At 65.0% G+C, this 18,688-nt stretch carries 20 protein-coding genes; 13 read left to right on the forward strand and 7 right to left on the reverse strand.

Translation table 11 applies throughout. From position 1 onward, the window contains the following. Positions 1-2 precede the first annotated feature (2 nt). The 5 genes from LRP30_RS04355 (at position 3) to LRP30_RS04375 (ending at position 4,168) form a co-directional block, all read left to right on the forward strand. Complete coding sequence (locus LRP30_RS04355) at positions 3-866, forward strand: zinc ABC transporter substrate-binding protein (protein WP_249759464.1); 864 nt, start codon at positions 3-5, stop codon at positions 864-866. A 55-nt stretch (positions 867-921) separates the two neighbouring features. Beyond that, entirely contained in the window at positions 922-1,971 is a 1,050-nt protein-coding gene (locus LRP30_RS04360) for a GTP-binding protein (RefSeq protein ID WP_128931275.1), read from the forward strand. Beyond that, positions 1,971-2,990: a WD40 repeat domain-containing protein gene (locus tag LRP30_RS04365; RefSeq protein ID WP_164940101.1), complete on the forward strand. Its 1,020-nt coding sequence runs from the start codon at positions 1,971-1,973 to the stop codon at positions 2,988-2,990. The genes LRP30_RS04360 and LRP30_RS04365 overlap by 1 nt, the downstream gene beginning before the upstream one ends. 30 nt (positions 2,991-3,020) lie before the next feature. Continuing rightward, complete coding sequence (locus tag LRP30_RS04370; RefSeq protein WP_128931277.1) at positions 3,021-3,737, forward strand: MgtC/SapB family protein; 717 nt, start codon at positions 3,021-3,023, stop codon at positions 3,735-3,737. A gap of 101 nt (positions 3,738-3,838) precedes the next feature. Continuing rightward, positions 3,839-4,168, forward strand: a complete 330-nt coding sequence (locus LRP30_RS04375) for a hypothetical protein (protein WP_164934711.1) — start codon at positions 3,839-3,841, stop codon at positions 4,166-4,168. Positions 4,169-4,325: 157 nt separating this feature from the next. Here LRP30_RS04375 and LRP30_RS04380 read toward each other — a convergent pair whose 3' ends face one another. The 5 genes from LRP30_RS04380 to LRP30_RS04400 form a co-directional block, all read right to left on the reverse strand. Next, complete coding sequence (locus LRP30_RS04380; RefSeq protein WP_249759465.1) at positions 4,326-5,768, reverse strand: homospermidine synthase; 1,443 nt, start codon at positions 5,766-5,768, stop codon at positions 4,326-4,328. A gap of 48 nt (positions 5,769-5,816) precedes the next feature. Further along, positions 5,817-6,206 (reverse strand): RidA family protein, encoded by a 390-nt coding sequence (locus LRP30_RS04385; protein ID WP_128931279.1) that lies wholly within the window; start codon positions 6,204-6,206, stop codon positions 5,817-5,819. Between the two features lie 149 nt (positions 6,207-6,355). Next, on the reverse strand, positions 6,356-6,943 hold the full coding sequence (locus LRP30_RS04390; protein ID WP_128944461.1) for an N-acetyltransferase: 588 nt from the start codon (positions 6,941-6,943) through the stop codon (positions 6,356-6,358). A 130-nt stretch (positions 6,944-7,073) separates the two neighbouring features. After that, a complete protein-coding gene (locus LRP30_RS04395; RefSeq protein ID WP_249759466.1) occupies positions 7,074-8,216 on the reverse strand; it encodes a type III PLP-dependent enzyme in 1,143 nt (380 codons plus the stop codon). Between the two features lie 687 nt (positions 8,217-8,903). Then, on the reverse strand, positions 8,904-9,158 hold the full coding sequence (locus LRP30_RS04400; protein WP_091892120.1) for a hypothetical protein: 255 nt from the start codon (positions 9,156-9,158) through the stop codon (positions 8,904-8,906). A gap of 137 nt (positions 9,159-9,295) precedes the next feature. On the opposite strand from LRP30_RS04400, the gene LRP30_RS04405 reads away from it, so the two are divergent. Genes LRP30_RS04405 through LRP30_RS04415 form a run of 3 tightly spaced genes read left to right on the forward strand, consistent with a single transcriptional unit; the run spans position 9,296 to position 13,127 of the window. Then, the gene (locus LRP30_RS04405; RefSeq protein ID WP_249759467.1) at positions 9,296-11,377 is read left to right on the forward strand and encodes a M3 family metallopeptidase; all 2,082 of its coding nucleotides are present in this window, start codon (positions 9,296-9,298) and stop codon (positions 11,375-11,377) included. Next, positions 11,377-12,015, forward strand: a complete 639-nt coding sequence (locus tag LRP30_RS04410; protein ID WP_249759468.1) for a DUF1007 family protein — start codon at positions 11,377-11,379, stop codon at positions 12,013-12,015. Before LRP30_RS04405 ends, LRP30_RS04410 begins: the two co-directional genes overlap by 1 nt. Next, on the forward strand, positions 12,012-13,127 hold the full coding sequence (locus LRP30_RS04415) for a nickel/cobalt transporter (RefSeq protein ID WP_249759469.1): 1,116 nt from the start codon (positions 12,012-12,014) through the stop codon (positions 13,125-13,127). The genes LRP30_RS04410 and LRP30_RS04415 overlap by 4 nt, the downstream gene beginning before the upstream one ends. 158 nt (positions 13,128-13,285) lie before the next feature. On the opposite strand, the gene LRP30_RS04420 is transcribed toward LRP30_RS04415, so the two are convergent. Beyond that, positions 13,286-13,684 carry an MAPEG family protein gene (locus LRP30_RS04420; protein ID WP_249759470.1) on the reverse strand — a complete coding sequence of 133 codons (399 nt, stop codon included), beginning with the start codon at positions 13,682-13,684 and terminating at the stop codon, positions 13,286-13,288. 79 nt (positions 13,685-13,763) lie between these two features. Between LRP30_RS04420 and hemH the strand changes: the two genes are divergently transcribed. The 4 genes from hemH to LRP30_RS04440 all read left to right on the forward strand — a co-directional run bounded on the left by hemH (position 13,764) and on the right by LRP30_RS04440 (position 17,534). After that, entirely contained in the window at positions 13,764-14,801 is a 1,038-nt protein-coding gene (hemH, locus tag LRP30_RS04425) for a ferrochelatase (protein ID WP_249759471.1), read from the forward strand. A gap of 11 nt (positions 14,802-14,812) precedes the next feature. Continuing rightward, positions 14,813-15,790: an ABC transporter substrate-binding protein gene (locus LRP30_RS04430; RefSeq protein WP_249759472.1), complete on the forward strand. Its 978-nt coding sequence runs from the start codon at positions 14,813-14,815 to the stop codon at positions 15,788-15,790. Between the two features lie 228 nt (positions 15,791-16,018). Continuing rightward, on the forward strand, positions 16,019-17,020 hold the full coding sequence (locus LRP30_RS04435; RefSeq protein WP_128931287.1) for an SPFH domain-containing protein: 1,002 nt from the start codon (positions 16,019-16,021) through the stop codon (positions 17,018-17,020). Positions 17,021-17,090: 70 nt separating this feature from the next. Further along, positions 17,091-17,534, forward strand: coding sequence for an NfeD family protein (locus LRP30_RS04440; RefSeq protein WP_249759473.1), 444 nt, complete (start codon positions 17,091-17,093; stop codon positions 17,532-17,534). An 84-nt stretch (positions 17,535-17,618) separates the two neighbouring features. Here the strand turns inward: LRP30_RS04440 and LRP30_RS04445 are convergent, their stop codons facing one another. Next, complete coding sequence (locus tag LRP30_RS04445) at positions 17,619-18,014, reverse strand: helix-turn-helix domain-containing protein (protein WP_128931289.1); 396 nt, start codon at positions 18,012-18,014, stop codon at positions 17,619-17,621. Between the two features lie 71 nt (positions 18,015-18,085). Between LRP30_RS04445 and LRP30_RS04450 the strand changes: the two genes are divergently transcribed. After that, the gene (locus LRP30_RS04450) at positions 18,086-18,643 is read left to right on the forward strand and encodes a carboxymuconolactone decarboxylase family protein (RefSeq protein WP_128939930.1); all 558 of its coding nucleotides are present in this window, start codon (positions 18,086-18,088) and stop codon (positions 18,641-18,643) included. Positions 18,644-18,688: the final 45 nt, after the last annotated feature.

An 18,688-nucleotide genomic window follows, 5' to 3' on the forward strand; every position in this document is an offset into this window, starting at 1 on the left:
CGATGCGGCTCATCCTGCTTTGTGCGCTGTTGCTGATCGCCCCGCCGCTGCACGCCACAGAGCGACTCAACGTGGTCGCGAGCTTCTCGATCCTCGCCGATTTCGTCCGCAATGTCGGTGGTAGCAGGATCAATCTGACCACGCTGGTCGGCGCCGACAGCGATGTCCACGTCTACACGCCTGCACCGAGCGATGCGAAGCGAATCGCGGATGCAAATCTCGTCATCGTCAACGGGCTCGGCCTCGAGGGGTGGCTGCCGCGGCTCGTGCAGTCCTCGGGCAGCAAGGCGACGGTCGTGACTGCGAGCACCGGTATCGCGCCCCTGAAATTGGGTTCGGCCGCCGATCCCCACGCCTGGCAGTCCATCCCCAACGCCAAGGTCTATGTCACCGACATCGCCAATGCACTCGCCGCGGCCGCCCCGGATGACGCGGAGTTCTTCCGCGCCCAGGCCAAAGCCTATTTGGAAAAGCTCGAAACCCTGGACCGCGAGGTCCGCGAGGCCGTGGCCAAGATCCCACTGGAGCGGCGCAAGGTGATCTCCACCCACGACGCCTTCGGCTATTTTTCCGCCGAATACGGTATCCAGTTCATCGCCCCCTTGGGTGTCTCCACGGAGACCGAACCCAGCGCGCGCGACATCGCCGCGATCATCGGCCAGATCAAGGCCCAGAAAATCCCGGCCGTGTTCCTGGAAAATATCAGCGACGACCGGCTGATCCGGCGGATCGCGGCCGAGACCGGGGCAAAGGTCGGCGGGACCTTGATTTCCGACGGTTTGACCGGCGAAAAGGGGCCTGCACCCACTTACATTGACATGGTCAGGCACAATATAAAGGCCCTGACCAGCGCGCTTGACCACTAGGGCAGGGGCCACCCCGCCTCGCGTCGCGCGAAAAGCCTTAAAGTCCGGAGTTGTTATGTCTGAAGCGACTGCCCCAAAAATTCCCGTGACCGTACTGACCGGCTATCTCGGCGCCGGCAAGACCACGCTTTTGAACCGCATCCTGTCGGAGAACCACGGCAAGAAATACGCCGTCATCGTCAACGAATTCGGCGAAATCGGCATCGACAACGACCTCATCATCGGCGCCGATGAGGAAGTGTTCGAGATGAACAACGGCTGCATCTGCTGCACCGTGCGCGGCGACCTCGTGCGCATCATGGACGGCTTGATGAAGCGCAAGGGCAAGTTCGACGCCATCATCGTCGAGACCACCGGCCTTGCCGATCCGGCGCCGGTCGCCCAGACCTTCTTCGTCGACGAGGACGTGCAGAAGAACGCGCGGCTCGATGCGGTTGTAACTGTGGCGGACGCAAAGTGGTTGTCCGACCGGCTCAAGGACGCGCCCGAGGCCAAGAACCAGATCGCCTTTGCCGACGTGATCGTGCTGAACAAGACCGACCTCGTCAACAAGGGCGAGCTCGCCGAGGTCGAGGCCCGCATCCGCGGCATCAACCCCTATGCGAAGCTGCATCGCACCGAGCGCTGCTCGGTGGCGCTGGCCGACGTGCTCGATCGCGGCGCGTTCGACCTCGACCGCATCCTCGACATCGAGCCTGATTTCCTTGAGGCCGACGATCATGACCACGACCATGATCATCATCACCATGGCCACGACCATCACAACCACCATGATCACGGCCATGGCCTGAAGCACTATCACGACGAGGACATGCAATCGCTAGCGCTCAAGACCGACAAGCCGCTCGATCCCAACGTGTTCATGCCCTGGCTCCAGAACCTGGTGCAGATCGAGGGCGGCAAGATCCTGCGCTCCAAGGGCATCCTCGCCTTCCACGACGATGACGACCGCTACGTCTTCCAGGGCGTCCACATGATGCTGGAGGGCGACCACCAGCGGAAGTGGAAGGAGGGCGAGCCGCGCGAGAGCCGCCTCATCTTCATCGGCCGCGAACTGCCGGAAGAAGCCATCCGCAAGGGTTTTGAGAGCTGCATCGTCTCGTGATGAAAGAGTTTACGCCGGCTCCCGACTCCGCCTCGATCGTCTCCGTCACCGACCGCGTCAAGCCGGTCGCGCTCGGCATGGCCGTGACGTCAGTGCATTTCCTCGCCGATCGGGCCGCCTTCGTCGGCGGCGAGGAGAATGTCGCGTTGGTCGATGCCAAGGGCGAGATCAGCAAGGTCGCCGTGCACAGCGGCGGCATCCTCTCGACCGCCTCCGACGGCAAGCGCCTCGTCATGGGCGGCGACGACGGCAAGGTCGTGTCGCTCGATGCCAAGGGCGAGGTGACCCTGCTCGCCACCGATCCGAAGCGGCGCTGGATCGACGCGGTGGCGCTGCATCCAGATGGCGCCTTCGCCTGGTCGGCCGGCAAGACGGCGACCGTCAAGAGCGGCAAGACCGAGGAGAAGTCGATCGAGGTGCCCTCGACCGTCGGCGGCCTTGCCTTCGCGCCGAAAGGCCTCCGGCTCGCGATCGCGCATTACAACGGCGCGACGCTGTGGTTTCCCAACATGGCTGCCACAGCCGAATTCCTGCCCTGGGCCGGCTCGCATCTCGGCGTCACTTTCAGCCCGGACAACAAGTTCCTGGTCACTGCGATGCACGAGGCGGCGCTGCATGGCTGGCGGCTCGCCGACAACAGGCACATGCGCATGACCGGTTATCCTGGCCGCGTCCGCTCGATGTCCTGGAGCGCCGGCGGCAAGGCGCTGGCGACCTCGGGCGCCGACACTGTGATCCTGTGGCCGTTCGCCGGCAAGGACGGTCCGATGGGCAAGGAGCCCGCGATGCTCGCGCCGCTGCAAGCGCGCGTCGCGGTGGTGGCCTGCCACCCCAAGAACGACATCCTCGCCGCCGGCTACAGCGACGGCACCGTGCTGATGGTGCGGCTGGAGGACGGCGCGGAGATCCTGGTCCGCCGCAACGGCACCCCGCCGGTCGCCGGACTCGCCTGGAACGCCAAGGGCACGCTGCTGGCGTTCGCGGATGAAAATGGGGACGGCGGCCTGCTGGAGCTTTAATCTGTCATGGTTCCCGCCGTATAGGGGGCCATGCGGTTTCTGACGACCTTTCAGCTTGCCGACTTTGCGGACACGCTGATCAGCCTGTTGACGGCCTTCGTGCTGGGGACGCTGATCGGCGCCGAGCGACAGTATCGCCAGCGCACGGCGGGCCTGCGCACCAACGTGCTGGTCGCGGTCGGCGCCGCCGCCTTTGTCGATCTCGCCATGCATCTAACCGGCGCCGACGGCGCGGTGCGGGTGATCTCCTACGTCGTCTCCGGCATCGGCTTCCTCGGCGCCGGTGTCATCATGAAGCAGGGCATGGACGTGCGCGGGCTCAATACGGCCGCGACGCTATGGGCCTCGGCCGCGGTCGGCTCCTGTGCCGGCGCCGACATGGTCGCGCAGGCGGCGGCGCTGACCGTGTTCGTCATTGCCGGCAACACGCTGCTGCGCCCGCTGGTCAATGCCATCAACCGCATTCCGCTGAATGAGCGTGCACTGGAGGCGACCTACTATTTCAAGCTGGCGGTCGCGGCCGACGCTCTGCCTGACATGCGCGACCGCCTCGTCGAGAGGTTGGAAGCCGCGAAATATTCGGTCGCTGATATCGATGTGGCCGAGATCGGCGACGACATCCTGGAGATCGTCGCAAAGCTGGTTGCGACCGCGGTCGATCCGAACGAGCTGAACGCGGTGGCGACGGATCTCCAGCATCTTCCAGGCGTGCGCCACGCCACCTGGGAAGTCAGCACCACGGATTGAGCGCGGCGTTCTGGCGCGCCGGCGTGCGGTTCCCACCTTGCCAAGCTCGGAACCCGCGCGCGGCCATTTCGTTGATTCCGCGGACAAATGCGGTGATCGACATGACAGGCTATGACAAGCGCCGACTGAAACTCGACCTGATAATCGCCTCTTCGCTGTTCGCAGCGGGCGTCGTGGTATCGGGCCTGTCGCTGGCGCAGATTCGCGCCGAGAGCCGGATGCAGATGGCACAGGCAACGCCACCGCTCCAGGGCACCCCGTCCGACGATCAGAGCAAGACGCCCGCGGAGTCCAAGCCCGGCGGTGATCGCCCGACTACGCCGGCCCCCGAGCCCGCACGGCCCGATTCCCAGACACAGGGCGCGGCGACCAAGCCCACGCTGCCGCCCGCTCCAGCCGAGAAGGTCGCGCCGCCGATTGAGAAGAAGTAGCTGTGCGGCCGTGCTGACCGTCACATACTCGGTGTCATCCCCCGCGAAGGCGGGGGATCCAGTGTTCCAGAGACGGAGCGTGGATACGGAGAGGCCGCGGCGTACTGGATGCCCCGGCCAAGCCGGGGCATGACAGTGTACTCAGGGCGAACCGCCCTCACCGCACCAGAATATTCCGGAACTGCCAGGGATCGCTCGTATCGATATCTTCCGGGAACAGTCCCGGGCGATCCGTCAGCGGCGTCCAGTCGGTGTAGAAACCCTTCACCGGGCCGAGATAGGGCAGCTGGATTTCCAAGAGACGATCGAAATCCATCTCGTCGGCTTCGACGATGCCTTCGTTCGGATTCTCCAGCGCCCACACCATGCCGCCGAGCACGGCGGAGGTCACTTGCAGGCCGGTGGCGTTCTGGTAGGGCGCGAGCTTGCGGGTCTCTTCGATGGAGAGCTGCGAGCCGTACCAGTAGGCATTGTTGTCGTGGCCGAACAGCAGCACGCCGAGCTCGTCGATGCCATCGACGATTTCGTTCTCATCGAGGATGTGGTGCTTGTCCTGCATCTTCGCCGCGCGGCCGAACATTTCATGCAGCGACAGCACAGCATCGTCGGCCGGGTGATAGGCATAATGGCAGGTCGGCCGGTAGATCGCCGTGCCCGATGCGTCACGCACCGTGAAGTAATCGGCAATCGAGATCGACTCGTTGTGGGTAACGAGGAAGCCATATTGCGCGCCGCGGGTCGGGCACCAGGTGCGCACGCGCGTGTTGGCGCCGGGCTGCATCAGATAGATGGCGGCGCCGCAGCCGGCTTCGTGGGTCCGCGCATTCTCGGGCATCCACTTTTCATGGGTGCCCCAACCGAGTTCTGAGGGCTGCACGCCTTCCGACAGGAAGCCTTCCACCGACCAGGTGTTGACGAAGACGTCAGGCTCTTTCGGCTTCCTGGAGCGCTGGGTGTCGCGTTCGGCGATGTGGATGCCCTTGACGCCGGCCTGCCGCATCAGGTCCGCCCATTCGGCTCTGGTCTTCGGCTTGGGGGCATTGAGCTTCAGATCAGCGGCGACATTGAGCAGCGCCTGCTTGACGAAAAAGGAGACCATGCCGGGATTGGCGCCACAGCAGGAGACGGCCGTCGTCGAGCCCTTAGGCCGCGCTTTCTTGGCGGCCAGCGTCACTTCGCGAAGGGCGTAGTTGGAGCGCGCTTCCGGGCCCTTCGAAGCGTCGAAATAAAAGCCGAGCCAGGGCTCGTTGACGGTGTCGATGTAGAGCGCGCCAAGTTCGCTGCAGAGCTCCATGATGTCGGTGGAGCCGGTATCGACCGAGAGATTGACGCAAAAGCCCTGGCCGCCGCCTTCGGTGAGCAGCGGGGTCAGCAAGTCCCGATAATTGTCCTTGGTCACGCCCTTCTGGATGAAGCGGACATTGTGCTTCTCGCAATGCGCCTTGCGGCCCTCATCCTTGGGATCGATCACGGTGACGCGCGACTTGTCGTAATCGAGATGCCGCTCGATCAGCGGCAACGTGCCTTTGCCGATGGAGCCGAAGCCGACCATGACGATGGGACCGGTGATCTTCGCGTAGATCTGCGAGGCGGGACTCATGGGATGGTTTCTCCGGAACGTGCTGGCAGACAATGGGTGAGGGGTGGATCAGACGCTACGCCGCTTGGCGGTGACTTCGATCTCGACCTTCATCTCGGGCTTGTAGAGCGCCGAGACGACGAGAAGCGTTGCAGCCGGGCGGATGTCGCCGAGGACTTCGCCGCAGACAGCGAAATGCGCGTCGGCATCTTTGACGTCGGTGAGGTAGTAGGTCACGCGGACGATGTCGGCCATCTCGAAGCCGCCCTCCTTCAGGGCGGCTTCGATGGTCTTGAAGCAGTTGCGTGACTGGCTCGTGACATCGGCCGGCATTGTCATGGTGGTGTAGTCATAGCCCGTGGTTCCCGCGACGAAGGCGAACTCGCCGTCGATCACGGCGCGGCTGTAGCCGGCGGTCTTCTCGAACGGGGAGCCGGTGGAAATCAGGCGACGGGACATGCTCTCGGACCTCGACTGAAGGGGGATGTTTTGCGGGGTTAAAGGGGGTTTCTCGGGCTCGCGCAACCCCAAAGGAACAGGCATCAAGTCAGGCGCAGCCGGGTATGGCCGCTGGATGCGGCTTCGGTCGTTGCCATCATGGCAATCCCTTAGGCCGCGTGCGCCTGGAGAGCGCGAACCGCCCTCCGTTTGGGCTGGGCCGCTCCAGTCGGAACGATCATCCCTTCGGCGCCGTCGAGCGCGCCTTCCGCGAACTCGATCGCCAGCAGCCGGTCGCGCTCGAATGGGCCGGGCAGCGACAGCGCACCGGTCTTGTCGGCCGAGAAGCCGAAGCGGGCGTAATAGGGGGCATCGCCGAGCAGGATCACCGCAGCATGCCCGCGCGCCCGGGCGGCGGCCAGCGCTTGATGCATCAGCGCGGCGCCGATCCCGAGCTCGCGGCAGGCAGGGTCGACCGCCAGCGGTCCGAGGACCAGAGCGGGCCTGCCTCCGGCGCTGACGTGCCACAGCCGCACGGTTCCCACGAGCTGTCCCTCGCGCACGGCCGACAGGGCAAGGCCTGCGGCAGGCGCGCGTCCGTCGCGCAGGCGCTGGCAGGTCCGGCCATGGCGGTTCTCGCCAAAGCAGGCATCGAGCAGCGCTTCACGCATCGCGACGTCGCCAGCGCGCTCGCTGCGGATCGCAAACGGAGCGGCTTTCGAGGTGAGGGCGATCAGTGGCTTCCGAGGAGCAGTCATGGCGCGTCAGTCCCCGCTTGAACCGACGTGAGCGAGCACGCCGGTCCAAGACGTCGTCAGAAATCGGAATGTGAGGGAGGAGCCGGCAGGGCCGGCTCCCGGGTTCGTCAGGCCTCGAAAGAGAGGCGGATCAGATGTGGTAGGTCTTCAGCGGCGGGATGCCGTTGAACGCCACCGACGAGTAGGTCGACGTATAGGCCCCAGTGCCCTCGATCAGCACCTTGTCGCCGATCTCGAGCGTGACGGGGAGCGGATACGGGGTCTTCTCGTACAGCACGTCGGCGCTGTCGCAGGTCGGCCCTGCAAGCACGCACGGCGTCATGTCCGCGCCGTCGTGACAGGTGCGGATGGCGTACCGGATCGACTCGTCCATGGTCTCGGCGAGGCCGCCGAACTTGCCGATGTCCAGGTATACCCAGCGCACTTCGTCCTCGTCGCTCTTCTTCGAGATGAGCACGACCTCGGATTCGATGATGCCGGCGTTGCCCACCATGCCGCGGCCCGGCTCGATGATGGTCTCCGGGATCTGGTTGCCGAAGTGCTTGCGCAGCGCGCGGAAGATCGACCGGCCGTAGGTGACGACCGGCGGCACGTCCTTCAGGTACTTGGTCGGGAAGCCGCCGCCCATGTTGACCATGGACAGGTTGATGCCGCGCTCAGCGCAGTCGCGGAACACCTGCGAGGCCATCGCCAGCGCACGGTCCCACGCCTTCACCTTGCGCTGCTGCGAGCCGACATGGAAGGAGATGCCGTACGGCTCCAAGCGAAGGCGCTTGGCGAGGTCGAGCACCTCGACCGCCATCTCCGGATCGCAGCCGAACTTGCGCGACAGCGGCCATTCGGCGCCGGCGCAGTCATAGAGGATGCGGCAAAACACCTTTGCGCCGGGGGCGGCACGGGCGACCTTCTCGACCTCGGCGGCGCAATCAACCGCGAACAGCCGAATGCCGAGCGCGAAGGCGCGCGCGATGTCGCGCTCCTTCTTGATCGTGTTGCCGAAGGAGATGCGATCCGGCGTCGCACCCGCGGCCAGCGCCATCTCGATCTCGGCGACGGTCGCGGTGTCGAAGCAGGAGCCCATGGAGGCGAGCAGGGCCAGCACTTCCGGCGCCGGGTTCGCCTTGACGGCGTAGAACACGCGGCTGTCGGGCAGTGCCTTGGCAAAGCTCTGGTAATTGTCGCGCACGACCTCGAGGTCGACGACGAGGCACGGCTCGGTGTCGAGGCCATCCTTGCGGCGATTGCGCAGGAATTCCTGGATACGTTCGGTCATAGCACTCTCCAACGGTCCCAGCGACGGGAGCCGTATCAACGTGACGTCTGATGAGAGTGCTTCGGCCACATCGCGCGATGGAGGCGCGTTGAGGCCAAACGACTCAAACCAGACTGTGCTGCCGTGGATTGGTTGGGAGAGATTCCCGCCCGATCACCTGGCAATGAAGGACAAGCCTTTTCAGTAGCCCGCGCCGGCGTTGGACTGCCGGTAGAGACCAAAAAAGCCCGATCCGTCGTTGCTTTAAGTCGCGTCCCCCGTTGAGAGCGGGGTGCGCCGGTTCGCCTCCGGCTGCCAGTCACGGTTGCAAAAAGTGAAGTCACCTTCGACATGGCATCTCTTGAGAGAGATGCTGGACGCTCCGGGTTTGCTTCATCTTCGGACCCTCAGGTCTTGCGACCTTCGGTCCTTTGACTTCCGCTCTTCCGAAGAGCCCCTCGGCTTCTTCACCCCTTGGCGGCTGTCCGGCCTCTTGTCCGGATACCTACCGACTGACACACGACCACAGGCACGTGCGAAATTGGGCAAATCCGCACATAAGCGTTTTGACTCTGCTTCGCAAGAATTTTTTTAGGCTGAGAACAGAATTGCCTAACACCTGCTTGCGCAGTGTTGCGCGAGCGACGCGGAAGATGAACGCGCGTTAAGTTTTCTGCGCAGCGCGCGTGTCTCGCGCGCGACGACGCGTCAGCGGCGCTTCGTGAACGGCTCGACGCGCTGAGCTCCGCGGATGAACGCGGTCATCACCAGCACGCCGAGTGTGAACAGCACGGCCTGAAGGATGTGCGCGCCCTGATCGCCGAGCCCGAACAGGATCGCGAGCGCCCAGCCGCCGGCAAACGCCGCGCCGAACACCTCGGCGCCAATCAGGATGGCGGCGCTGATGACGGTGATGACGCTCGGCCAGGCGATCTGGCGGGAAGAGGAGGCAGGCGCGTTCATGAGCTCAGGGATCCCGTGTCTTCGAGGGCCGCAATCTCCCCGAAAAGGCGGCCGGGAGCAAGGGCAAACGGCCCAAAAAAGCCCCATCGCGTGCTATAGCTGGCTGCAACAAATCGGCTCAAAAATCGGGACTTGTGATGTCAGAACTGCGCCAAACTACGGACGCCGAGACCAACCCGCTGCTGAGGGCCTGGGTGACGCCGTTCGCGACCCCGCCTTTCGACGAGATCAAGCCGGAGCACTTCCTCCCGGCCTACGAGCAGGCCTTCGCCGATCACTCCGCCGAGATCGCGGCGATCACCAACGATCCGGCCGCGCCCGACTTCGCCAACACCATCACGGCGCTGGAGCGCTCGGGCAAGCTCTTGAGCAAGGTCGCGGCGGTCTTCTACGACCTCGTCTCGGCGCATTCCAACCCGGCCATCCTGGAGATCGACAAGGAGGTCTCCTTGCGGATGGCACGGCACTGGAATCCGATCATGATGAACGCCCTGCTGTTTGGCCGCATCGCCCAGCTGCACGAGAACCGCGCCAATCTCGGTCTCACGCCCGAGCAGCTGCGCCTGTTGGAGCGCACCTACACCCGCTTCCACCGTTCCGGTGCCGGCCTCTCCGACGAGGCCAAGACGCGGATGGCAGAGATCAACGAGAGGCTCGCCCAACTCGGCACCAGCTTCAGCCATCACCTGCTCGGCGACGAGCAGGACTGGGTCCTGGAGCTCGGGGAGGCCGACCGCCAGGGCCTGCCGGAGAGCTTCGTCGCCGGTGCCAAGGCTGCGGCAGAAGAGCGCGGCATGGAAGGTAAGGCCATCGTCACGCTGTCGCGCTCCTCGGTCGAACAGTTCCTGAAGAGCTCGGCGCGGCGCGACCTGCGCGAGAAGGTCTACAAGGCCTTCACCGCGCGGGGCGACAACGGCAACGCCAATGACAACAACGCAACCATCGTCGAGATCTTGAAGCTGCGGGAGGAAAGCGCCAAGCTCCTGGGCTACCCGACCTTCGCCGCCTACCGGCTCGAAGATTCCATGGCCAAGACGCCGGAAGCGGTGCGTGGCCTTCTGGAACGGGTCTGGAAGCCGGCGAGGGCGCGCGCGCTCGCCGACCGCGACGACATGCAGGCGCTGATCGCGGAAGAGGGCGGCAATTTCAAGCTCGCCCCATGGGATTGGCGCTTCTACGCCGAGAAGCTGCGCCTTCAGCGCGCCAATTTCGACGACGCGGCGATCAAGCCGTATCTTTCGCTCGACCACATGATCGCCGCCGCCTTCGACTGCGCCACGCGCCTGTTCGGCATCACTTTCGAGGAGCGCAAGGACGTTCCGGTCTGGCACCCGGACGTCCGGGTCTGGGAGGTGAAGGGCGGGGACGGCAAGCACAAGGCGCTGTTCTATGGCGACTACTTCGCCCGGCCCTCGAAGCGCTCCGGCGCCTGGATGACCTCGCTGCGCGACCAGCAGAAGCTCGACGGCGACGTCGCGCCGCTGGTTCTCAATATCTGCAATTTTGCCAAGGGAGCCGGGGGCGAGCCTTCGCTGCTGTCGCCCGACGACGCCCGCACCCTGTTCCACGAGTTCGGCCACGGCCTGCACGGCATGCTCTCCGACGTCACCTATCCCTCGCTGTCGGGCACGTCCGTGTTCACCGACTTCGTCGAGCTGCCGTCCCAGCTCTACGAGCACTGGCAGGAGCGGCCCGAGGTGCTGCAAAAGTTCGCCCGCCACTACCAGACCGGCGAGCCGCTGCCGGACGACCTCCTGCAGCGCTTCCTTGCCGCGCGAAAATTCAACCAGGGTTTTGCCACGGTCGAGTTCGTCTCCTCGGCGCTGGTCGATCTCGAATTCCACACCCAGCCGGCTTCCGCCGCGCAGGACGTGCGCGCCTTCGAGAGACAAGAGCTGGAGAAGATCGGCATGCCCGAGGAAATCTCGCTACGTCACCGTCCCACGCAATTCGGCCACATCTTCACCGGCGATCATTATGCTGCCGGCTACTACAGCTACATGTGGTCGGAGGTGATGGACGCCGACGCCTTCGGCGCGTTCGAGGAGGCCGGCGACATCTTCGATCCTGCGGTCGCCAAGCGCCTGCACGACGACATCTACGCCTCGGGCGGATCGGTCGATCCGGAGGCCGCCTATGAGGCCTTCCGCGGCCGCCCGCCGGAGCCCGACGCGCTGCTGCGCCGCCGCGGCCTGCTCGACGACGCCAAGGCGGCCTGATGAGCATGCGCGGGCTGTTCGGCTTCCTGCTCGCCGCCGCGATGACGCTCGTGGCGGGCGCGGCGAGCGCGCATCCGCATGTCTGGATCACCGCGACCAGCGAGCTGCTCTATGCCGCCGACGGCAGCATCACCGGCGTGCGCCACGCCTGGACGTTCGACGACATGTTCTCGGCCTATGCGGTGCAGGGGCTCGAGAGCAAGACCAAGGGCGCCTATACGCGCGAGGAGCTCGGGTCGCTAGCGCAGACCAATGTCGAGTCGCTTAGGGAATACGCCTACTTCACCTTTGCGCGGGCCGACGGCAAGAAGGAGCGTTTCCAGGAGCCGGTCGACTACTTCCTTGATTACAAGGATACGGTGCTGACCCTCCACTTCACGCTGCCGCTGAAGGCCCCGGTCAAGCCCAAGCAGCTGGTGCTCGAAGTGTTCGACCGCTCCTTCTTCATCGACTTCCAGATGGCCAAGGACAATCCGGTGAAGCTGGTCGGCGCTCCCGCGGGCTGCCAGATGAAGCTCGAGCGGCCGAACGACGGCACCGCGAGCGCGCAGAAGCTCAATGAGCAGACCTTCCTGAATGGCGAAAATTCGAATTTCGGCATGATGTTCGCCAACAAGATCACGGTGGATTGCCCTTGAAACCGCAACTCTCCCGGTTCGCGCGCGGGCTTCTCACCTGCGTTGCCGCTCTGCTGGTCGTGTCCGTGGCCGACGCCGCGCTCCACGATCTTCTCGCGCAAAACCCGTTCGGCGCGCCGCGGCCGGCGCAGGCCGCCGAACCGGAGGCCAGCGGCCTCATCGGCTGGCTGCTGAGTAAACAGTCGGAATTCTATCGCCAGATGTCGGCGACCATCCGCGCCGCCAAGTCGGACGGATCGGCGGTGTGGACGCTGCTGTTCATCTCCTTTGCCTATGGCATCTTCCACGCCGCTGGCCCCGGCCATGGCAAGGCGGTGATCGCCTCCTATCTCGTTGCCAACCGCGAAACCGCGCGGCGCGGCATTGTGCTGTCGTTCGCTTCGGCGCTGATGCAGTCGCTGGTGGCGATCCTGATCGTCGGCGTGTCGGCCTGGCTGCTGAATGCGACGGCCAAGACCATGTGCAAGGCGGAAGGCGCGATCGAGATCGCGAGCTATGGCCTGATTGGACTGTTCGGGCTGAGGCTGGTCTGGGTCAAGGGCGGTGCGTTCATCCGCGCGCTCCAGGCCGCCCACCCGGTGCCAGCGATCGCCGGCATGCCGCACGACCACCATGATCACGATCATCACCATCATCATGATGCCCACGACCATCATGGCCACGCTCATCACCACCACGATCACGGTCACGCCCATCACCATGGGCACGACCACGTCCATGACGAGCATTGCGGCCATTCCCATGGTCCCACCCCGAGCGAGCTCGCCGGCCCCGGCGGCTGGCGGCGCGGGTTCGCCGCGATCCTGACCGTCGGCATCCGCCCCTGCTCGGGAGCGATCCTGGTGCTGGTGTTCGCGCTGGCGCAGGGCCTGTTCTGGGCCGGCATCGCCGCGACCTTCCTGATGGGATTGGGCACCGCGATCACGGTCGCCGCGATCGCAATCGTTGCCGTCTCCGCCAAGGACATCGCCGCCCGCCTGAGCGGAGCGCGCGACGGCAGTGGCGCGCTGTTCATGCGCGGCATCGAATTCGGCGCCGCCGGCCTGGTATTGCTGTTCGGTGTCGGCCTGCTGTTCGGCTACATCGCCGCCGAACGGACGACGTGCTTTTGAGCTTTTTCCCCCTCTCCCCTTGCGGGAGAGGGTGGCTCGCCGCGTAGCGGCGAGACGGGTGAGGGGGCTGTCTCCTCACGAGCAGTCTTGCGAATGGGATAGAACCCCTCATCCGGCGCTTCGCGCCACCTTCTCCCGCAAGGGGAGAAGGAAGAAAGTCACATCGGCAGAAACCGCTTCAAGACCGGCATGAAGAAGATCCCGAGATTGATCGCAAAGCCGATGCTCCAGAGGATCGAGCGCAGCGTCGGCCGGTTGCCGAGATAGGTCAGCACATAGGCGATCCGCACGATCAGGAACAGCGCCGCGAGCTCATCGATCAGCCGCTGCGGCGAGTCCCTGTATTCGGCGAGCAGCACCGCGAAGGCGAAGAACGGAAAGGTCTCGATGCCGTTCTGGTGCGCACCGAGCGCACGCTGCGCGATGGCATCCGCATAGAAGGCGGGGTCGCGCGGCCGGGAATTGTCGAACGTGCGAAACCTGATCAATTTGATCGAGGCGATCGTCGAGAGATAAAGCAGCAGCGCTCCCAGGACGCACCATTCCGCGAGTGTCATCTTCCCTCCCGTGGGTAGCGACCCTAGCGAAACCGGCCTCATCTTGACAAGTTCAGACCAACGCGCGAGGCACAGAGCCATGACCAGCGTCGTCCCCGTCGAAAGCGCGAAACCGGCCGCCCAATCCGCCCTGCCGCGCGTCGGCGTACTCCTGATCAATCTCGGCACGCCCGACACGGCCGATGCGCCCGGCGTGCGGGTCTATCTGAAGGAGTTCCTCTCGGATGCCCGCGTCATCGAGGACCAGGGCCTGGTCTGGAAGCTGGTGCTGAACGGGATCATCCTGCGCAGCCGTCCCCGCACCAAGGCGCTGGACTACCGCAAGATCTGGAACAATGAGCGCAACGAGTCGCCGCTGAAGACCATCACGCGCTCGCAAGCCGACAAGCTCGCGGTCGCGCTGTCGGATCGCGGTCATGTGGTCGTGGACTGGGCGATGCGCTACGGCAATCCCTCGATCAAAGCGGGCATCGATGCGCTGATCGCGAAGGGCTGCGAGCGCATCCTCGCCGTGCCGCTCTATCCGCAATATTCCGCCTCGACCTCGGCGACCGTCTGCGACGAGGTGTTCCGCGTGCTCGCCCGCCTACGCAACCAGCCGACTTTGCGGGTGACGCCGCCTTATTACGAGGATGCGACCTATATCGAGGCGCTCGCGACCTCGATCGAGACGCATCTGGCGAGCCTGCCGTTCAAGCCGGAGTTGATCGTCGCCTCCTTCCACGGCATGCCGAAATCCTATGTCGACAAGGGCGATCCCTATCAGCAGCACTGTATCGCCACGACGGAGGCGCTGCGCCGCCGGCTCGGCATGGACGAGACAAAGCTGCTGCTGACCTTCCAGTCGCGTTTCGGCAATGACGAGTGGCTCCAGCCGTATACCGATAAGACGATGGAGCGTCTGGCGAAAGACGGCGTGCGCCGCATCGCGGTGGTGACGCCGGGCTTTTCCGCCGACTGCCTGGAGACGCTGGAGGAGATCGCGCAGGAGAACGCCGAGATCTTCAAGCACAATGGCGGTGAGCAGTTTTCCGCGATCCCCTGCCTCAACGATAGCGAGCCTGGCATGGACGTGATCCGCGCTCTCGTGCTGCGCGAGCTTCAGGGCTGGATTTGATGGTGTGCCCCATGAATCGCCGCGAATGTCTGGCGCTTCTTGGGATGATCGCGGCACTGCCGGCCTCAGTGCAGGCGCAGCAGCCGGATGCGACGCGCCGGCTCGGCGTGCTCTCGGTCACCGCCGCCGAGGATGCGATCGGGCAGGCGCGCAGCACCATCCTGGTCGAGGCACTCGCCGGCCATGGCTGGAAGGAGCGCGATAATCTGCGGATCGACTGGCGCAGCGGCGGCGGCGACCGGGCGCGGATTGCGCGCCTTGCGGACGAACTGGTCGCACTCAAGCCCGACATCCTGCTCGCGGTCGGCACGCCCTCGGTGGAGGAGCTGCGCCAGCGCACCGCGACGATCCCGATCGTGTTCGCCGTCGTCACCGATCCCGTCAGTCAGGGTTTTGTCAAAAACCTCGCGCATCCCGGCGGCAACGTCACCGGCTTCACCGATTATGACGGCCCGCTCGCCGGCAAATGGCTGGAGATGCTGACGCAGGTCACGCCGCCCGTCCGCCGCGTCTTCGTCGTCTACAATCCCGCCACCGCGCCGTTCGCGCCCCTGATGCTGCGCACCATCGAAGAGGCGGCGCGGACGCTTCACGTGACCATCGAGCCCGCGCCGGTGAACGACGCCGGCTCGATCGCCGCACTGGCCTCGCGGAAGGACGGCGGCCTCTTGGTCCTGCCGGACTTCTTCACCATGGCCAACCGCGCAGATCTGCTTGCGGCGATCGCGGAGGCGCGCGTGCCCGCGGTGTTCTGGAGCCGCACCTTCGTCGAGGAGGGCGGGCTGATGTCCTACAGCACCGACAGCGCCGAGCAGCTGCGCCGCGCGGCTTCCTATATCGATCGTATCCTCAAGGGAGCGCCGGCGGCCGATCTGCCGGTCCAGAATCCCACCAAGTTCGAGCTGACGATCAATCTGAAGACTGCCAAAGCGCTTGGCGTCACGCTTCCGGCCGGCCTGCTCGCAATCGCGGACGACGTCATCGAGTGAAGCCGTCCGCGGCGGATGGCATGGCCGGATGTGTTAATATTTGTCGGTAGGTCTGCGCCGCTCGCTTTCAAGAGCCTTCCGCAAATACATATCGTGAGCATTCCCTCTCCGCGTGTCTTGTGCAGAATCGCGCTGATGCCGACGTTACTTGCGACCGCTGAACCGCTAGGGTCTTGATCCCGACCAATGACAGCGCGGGAAAGGACTTTTTCCTGCCTTGGAGGACATATGAGCGGTTTCGACATTTTCGCGATTGTTCTGGTTTTGCTCGTCATCGTCACGCTGGTGGCCGGCGTGAAGACGGTGCCGCAGGGCTATGACTGGACCATCGAGCGGTTCGGCAAATACACCCAGACCTTGAGCCCCGGGCTCAATCTGATCGTGCCCTATTTCGACCGCGTCGGGCGCAAGATCAACATGATGGAGCAGGTGATCGACATTCCCGAGCAGGAGGTGATCACCAAGGACAACGCCACCGTGACGGTGGACGGCGTCGCCTTCTACCAGGTGTTCGATGCCGCCAAGGCGAGCTACGAAGTCGCCAACCTCAACCAGGCGATCACGGTCCTGACCATGACCAACATCCGCTCGGTGATGGGCTCGATGGATCTCGACCAGGTGCTATCGCATCGCGACGAGATCAACGAGCGCCTGCTCCGCGTCGTCGACGCCGCGGTCTCGCCCTGGGGCGTCAAGGTCAACCGCATCGAGATCAAGGACATCGTGCCGCCGGCCGATCTCGTCGAAGCCATGGGCCGGCAGATGAAGGCCGAGCGCGTCAAGCGCGCTGACATCCTCGCCGCCGAAGGCCAGCGCCAATCGGAAATCCTGCGCGCCGAGGGTGCCAAGCAGGGCCAGATCCTGCAGGCCGAAGGCCGGCGCGAGGCCGCCTTCCGCGATGCCGAGGCGCGCGAGCGTCTGGCCGAAGCCGAGGCCAAGGCGACGCAGGCGGTGTCGGAAGCCATCTCCAAGGGCGACGTTGCCGCGTTGAACTATTTCATCGCCGACAAATATATCAAGGCGTTCGGCCAGTTCGCGGAGGCGCCGAACCAGAAGATCATCATGCTGCCGGTGGAAGCCACCAGCATGCTGGGCTCGCTCGCCGGCATCGGCGAGATCGCCAAGGCGACGTTCGGCGAGAGTGCCGCGTCCGCCGCCGCCGCTCGCCGTCCCGGCTCAGTGCCGCCGACCGGCGGCACGCCGCCGGCGGTGCCCCCGCGGCAGGGGTAAAGCGCATGCCTCGGAAAAGTGGACACCGGTTTTCCGACAAGGGCATGCGCCAAAATAAAGAGGTCGTGTCATGACCAACATGTTCGCATCGCTCGGCACCTGGAATTGGCTGATCTTCGGCTTCATCCTGATGGCACTGGAGGTGCTGGCGCCCGGCGTGTTTCTGTTTTGGCTTGGCCTCGCCGCGCTGCTGGTCGGCCTGATCTCATTCGCTGTCGCCGTGTCCTGGCAGATCCAGCTCGTGATGTTCGCGGTCTTCGCTGTCGCCGCCGTACCGTTGTGGCGCCGCCTCGCCCGGCCGAAGCCGGACGCAAGCACGAGCCCGTTCCTGAACAAGCGCACCGAGGCGCTGTTAGGGCGCGAGTTCACGCTGGAGAAGCCGATCATCGACGGCAGCGGCACCGTGCGTATCGGTGACACGGTGTGGCGTGTTGCCGGCCCGGATACACCGGCGGGGACAAGGGTGAAGGTGGTGCAGGTGGACGGCGCGAATTTGACGGTGGCAGCGGCGTGAGATTCTTCGCCTCTCCCCGCTTGCGGGGAGAGGCCGGATTGCATCGCAGATGCAATCCGGGTGAGGGGGAGCCTCCGCGAGTCTTCACTGCTTCCGTCCGCGCGGAGGCTCCCCCTCACCCCGACCCTCTCCCCGCAAGCGGGGAGAGGGAGAAGAGCCTTTCCACCTCTCCGCAAACCGGTGCAGCGGCATGAACGTCTCGCACAATTCTCGCCCTAGCGGCGTCAGCCCGTAGCCTCCGGCCTCGCCCAGCTCCACGAATCCTGCCTCGCGCAGCTCCGTTAGCCGCGCCTGCAGCACCGTCGGCGAAGCTTCGTCGCAGGCGGAGCGCAAGCCGCGGGAGGTGAGGGGCTCGCCGCGCAACTCCCACAGGATCCGCAGGCTCCAGCGCCGCCCCAGGAGGTCGAGCAGCGCCATGATCGGCCGCCCGGTGCGCGAGCCGCGCACGCTGCGCGATCTGGTAGTGGCCTGCTTCGACATCGTCGCCTCTTGCGTCATGCTACAGATAATGTAGCTTATCGCTACAATAATTGTAGCAAAGGAGACGGCCCATGTCCCAGCCGATGCCGCGTATCGCGCCGCTCGATCCGCCTTATCCCCCGGAGATCCAGGCGCAGTTCGATCGCATCATGCGCGGCGCGCCCCCGCTGCTGCTGTTCCGGGTGATGGCGGGCTGCGCTCGCGCCTGGGACAAGTTTCGCGCCGGCGGCCTGCTCGATCCCGGCCCGCTCTCGCTGCGCCAACGCGAGATCGTCATCGACCGCACCTGCGCGCTGAACCAATGCGAGTACGAATGGGGCGTGCATGTTGCGATCTTTGCGGGGCCGGCAAAGCTCACCGAGGATGAATTACGCGCGACCGTGTTCGGCGATGCGACGTCGCCGTGCTGGTCGGTGGCCGAGCAGGCGCTGATCGCGGCCGTCGACGCGCTGCATCACCGTGCGATGTTGAGTGACGCCGAGTTTGCCGCGCTGTCCGCGCATTACGATGAGGCGCAGATCCTGGAGATCATGCTGTTGTGCGGCTTCTACCGCACGGTGTCGTATCTGGCGAACGGCTTGAGGCTGCCGTTGGAGGAGAGCGCGGCGCGGTTTCCGGCACCGCTCTAACCGCCGTCATTGCGAGCGCAGCGAAGCAATCCAGAGTCTTTCCGC

The sequence above is a fragment of the Bradyrhizobium sp. C-145 genome (genome assembly GCF_023375135.1).
Taxonomy (GTDB): Bacteria; Pseudomonadota; Alphaproteobacteria; order Rhizobiales; family Xanthobacteraceae; genus Bradyrhizobium; species Bradyrhizobium zhanjiangense.

Excerpts from the sequence above, each read along its gene's own strand:
- LRP30_RS04355 (WP_249759464.1), top strand. The coding sequence starts at position 3 with ATGCGGCTCATCCTGCTTTGTGCGCTGTTGCTGATCGCCCCGCCGCTG.
- LRP30_RS04360 (WP_128931275.1), top strand. The coding sequence starts at position 922 with ATGTCTGAAGCGACTGCCCCAAAAATTCCCGTGACCGTACTGACCGGC.
- LRP30_RS04365 (WP_164940101.1), top strand. The coding sequence starts at position 1,971 with ATGAAAGAGTTTACGCCGGCTCCCGACTCCGCCTCGATCGTCTCCGTC.
- LRP30_RS04370 (WP_128931277.1), top strand. The coding sequence starts at position 3,021 with ATGCGGTTTCTGACGACCTTTCAGCTTGCCGACTTTGCGGACACGCTG.
- LRP30_RS04375 (WP_164934711.1), top strand. The coding sequence starts at position 3,839 with ATGACAGGCTATGACAAGCGCCGACTGAAACTCGACCTGATAATCGCC.
- LRP30_RS04380 (WP_249759465.1), bottom strand. The coding sequence starts at position 5,768 with ATGAGTCCCGCCTCGCAGATCTACGCGAAGATCACCGGTCCCATCGTC.
- LRP30_RS04385 (WP_128931279.1), bottom strand. The coding sequence starts at position 6,206 with ATGTCCCGTCGCCTGATTTCCACCGGCTCCCCGTTCGAGAAGACCGCC.
- LRP30_RS04390 (WP_128944461.1), bottom strand. The coding sequence starts at position 6,943 with ATGACTGCTCCTCGGAAGCCACTGATCGCCCTCACCTCGAAAGCCGCT.
- LRP30_RS04395 (WP_249759466.1), bottom strand. The coding sequence starts at position 8,216 with ATGACCGAACGTATCCAGGAATTCCTGCGCAATCGCCGCAAGGATGGC.
- LRP30_RS04400 (WP_091892120.1), bottom strand. The coding sequence starts at position 9,158 with ATGAACGCGCCTGCCTCCTCTTCCCGCCAGATCGCCTGGCCGAGCGTC.
- LRP30_RS04405 (WP_249759467.1), top strand. The coding sequence starts at position 9,296 with ATGTCAGAACTGCGCCAAACTACGGACGCCGAGACCAACCCGCTGCTG.
- LRP30_RS04410 (WP_249759468.1), top strand. The coding sequence starts at position 11,377 with ATGAGCATGCGCGGGCTGTTCGGCTTCCTGCTCGCCGCCGCGATGACG.
- LRP30_RS04420 (WP_249759470.1), bottom strand. The coding sequence starts at position 13,684 with ATGACACTCGCGGAATGGTGCGTCCTGGGAGCGCTGCTGCTTTATCTC.
- hemH (WP_249759471.1), top strand. The coding sequence starts at position 13,764 with ATGACCAGCGTCGTCCCCGTCGAAAGCGCGAAACCGGCCGCCCAATCC.
- LRP30_RS04430 (WP_249759472.1), top strand. The coding sequence starts at position 14,813 with ATGAATCGCCGCGAATGTCTGGCGCTTCTTGGGATGATCGCGGCACTG.
- LRP30_RS04435 (WP_128931287.1), top strand. The coding sequence starts at position 16,019 with ATGAGCGGTTTCGACATTTTCGCGATTGTTCTGGTTTTGCTCGTCATC.
- LRP30_RS04440 (WP_249759473.1), top strand. The coding sequence starts at position 17,091 with ATGACCAACATGTTCGCATCGCTCGGCACCTGGAATTGGCTGATCTTC.
- LRP30_RS04445 (WP_128931289.1), bottom strand. The coding sequence starts at position 18,014 with ATGTCGAAGCAGGCCACTACCAGATCGCGCAGCGTGCGCGGCTCGCGC.
- LRP30_RS04450 (WP_128939930.1), top strand. The coding sequence starts at position 18,086 with ATGTCCCAGCCGATGCCGCGTATCGCGCCGCTCGATCCGCCTTATCCC.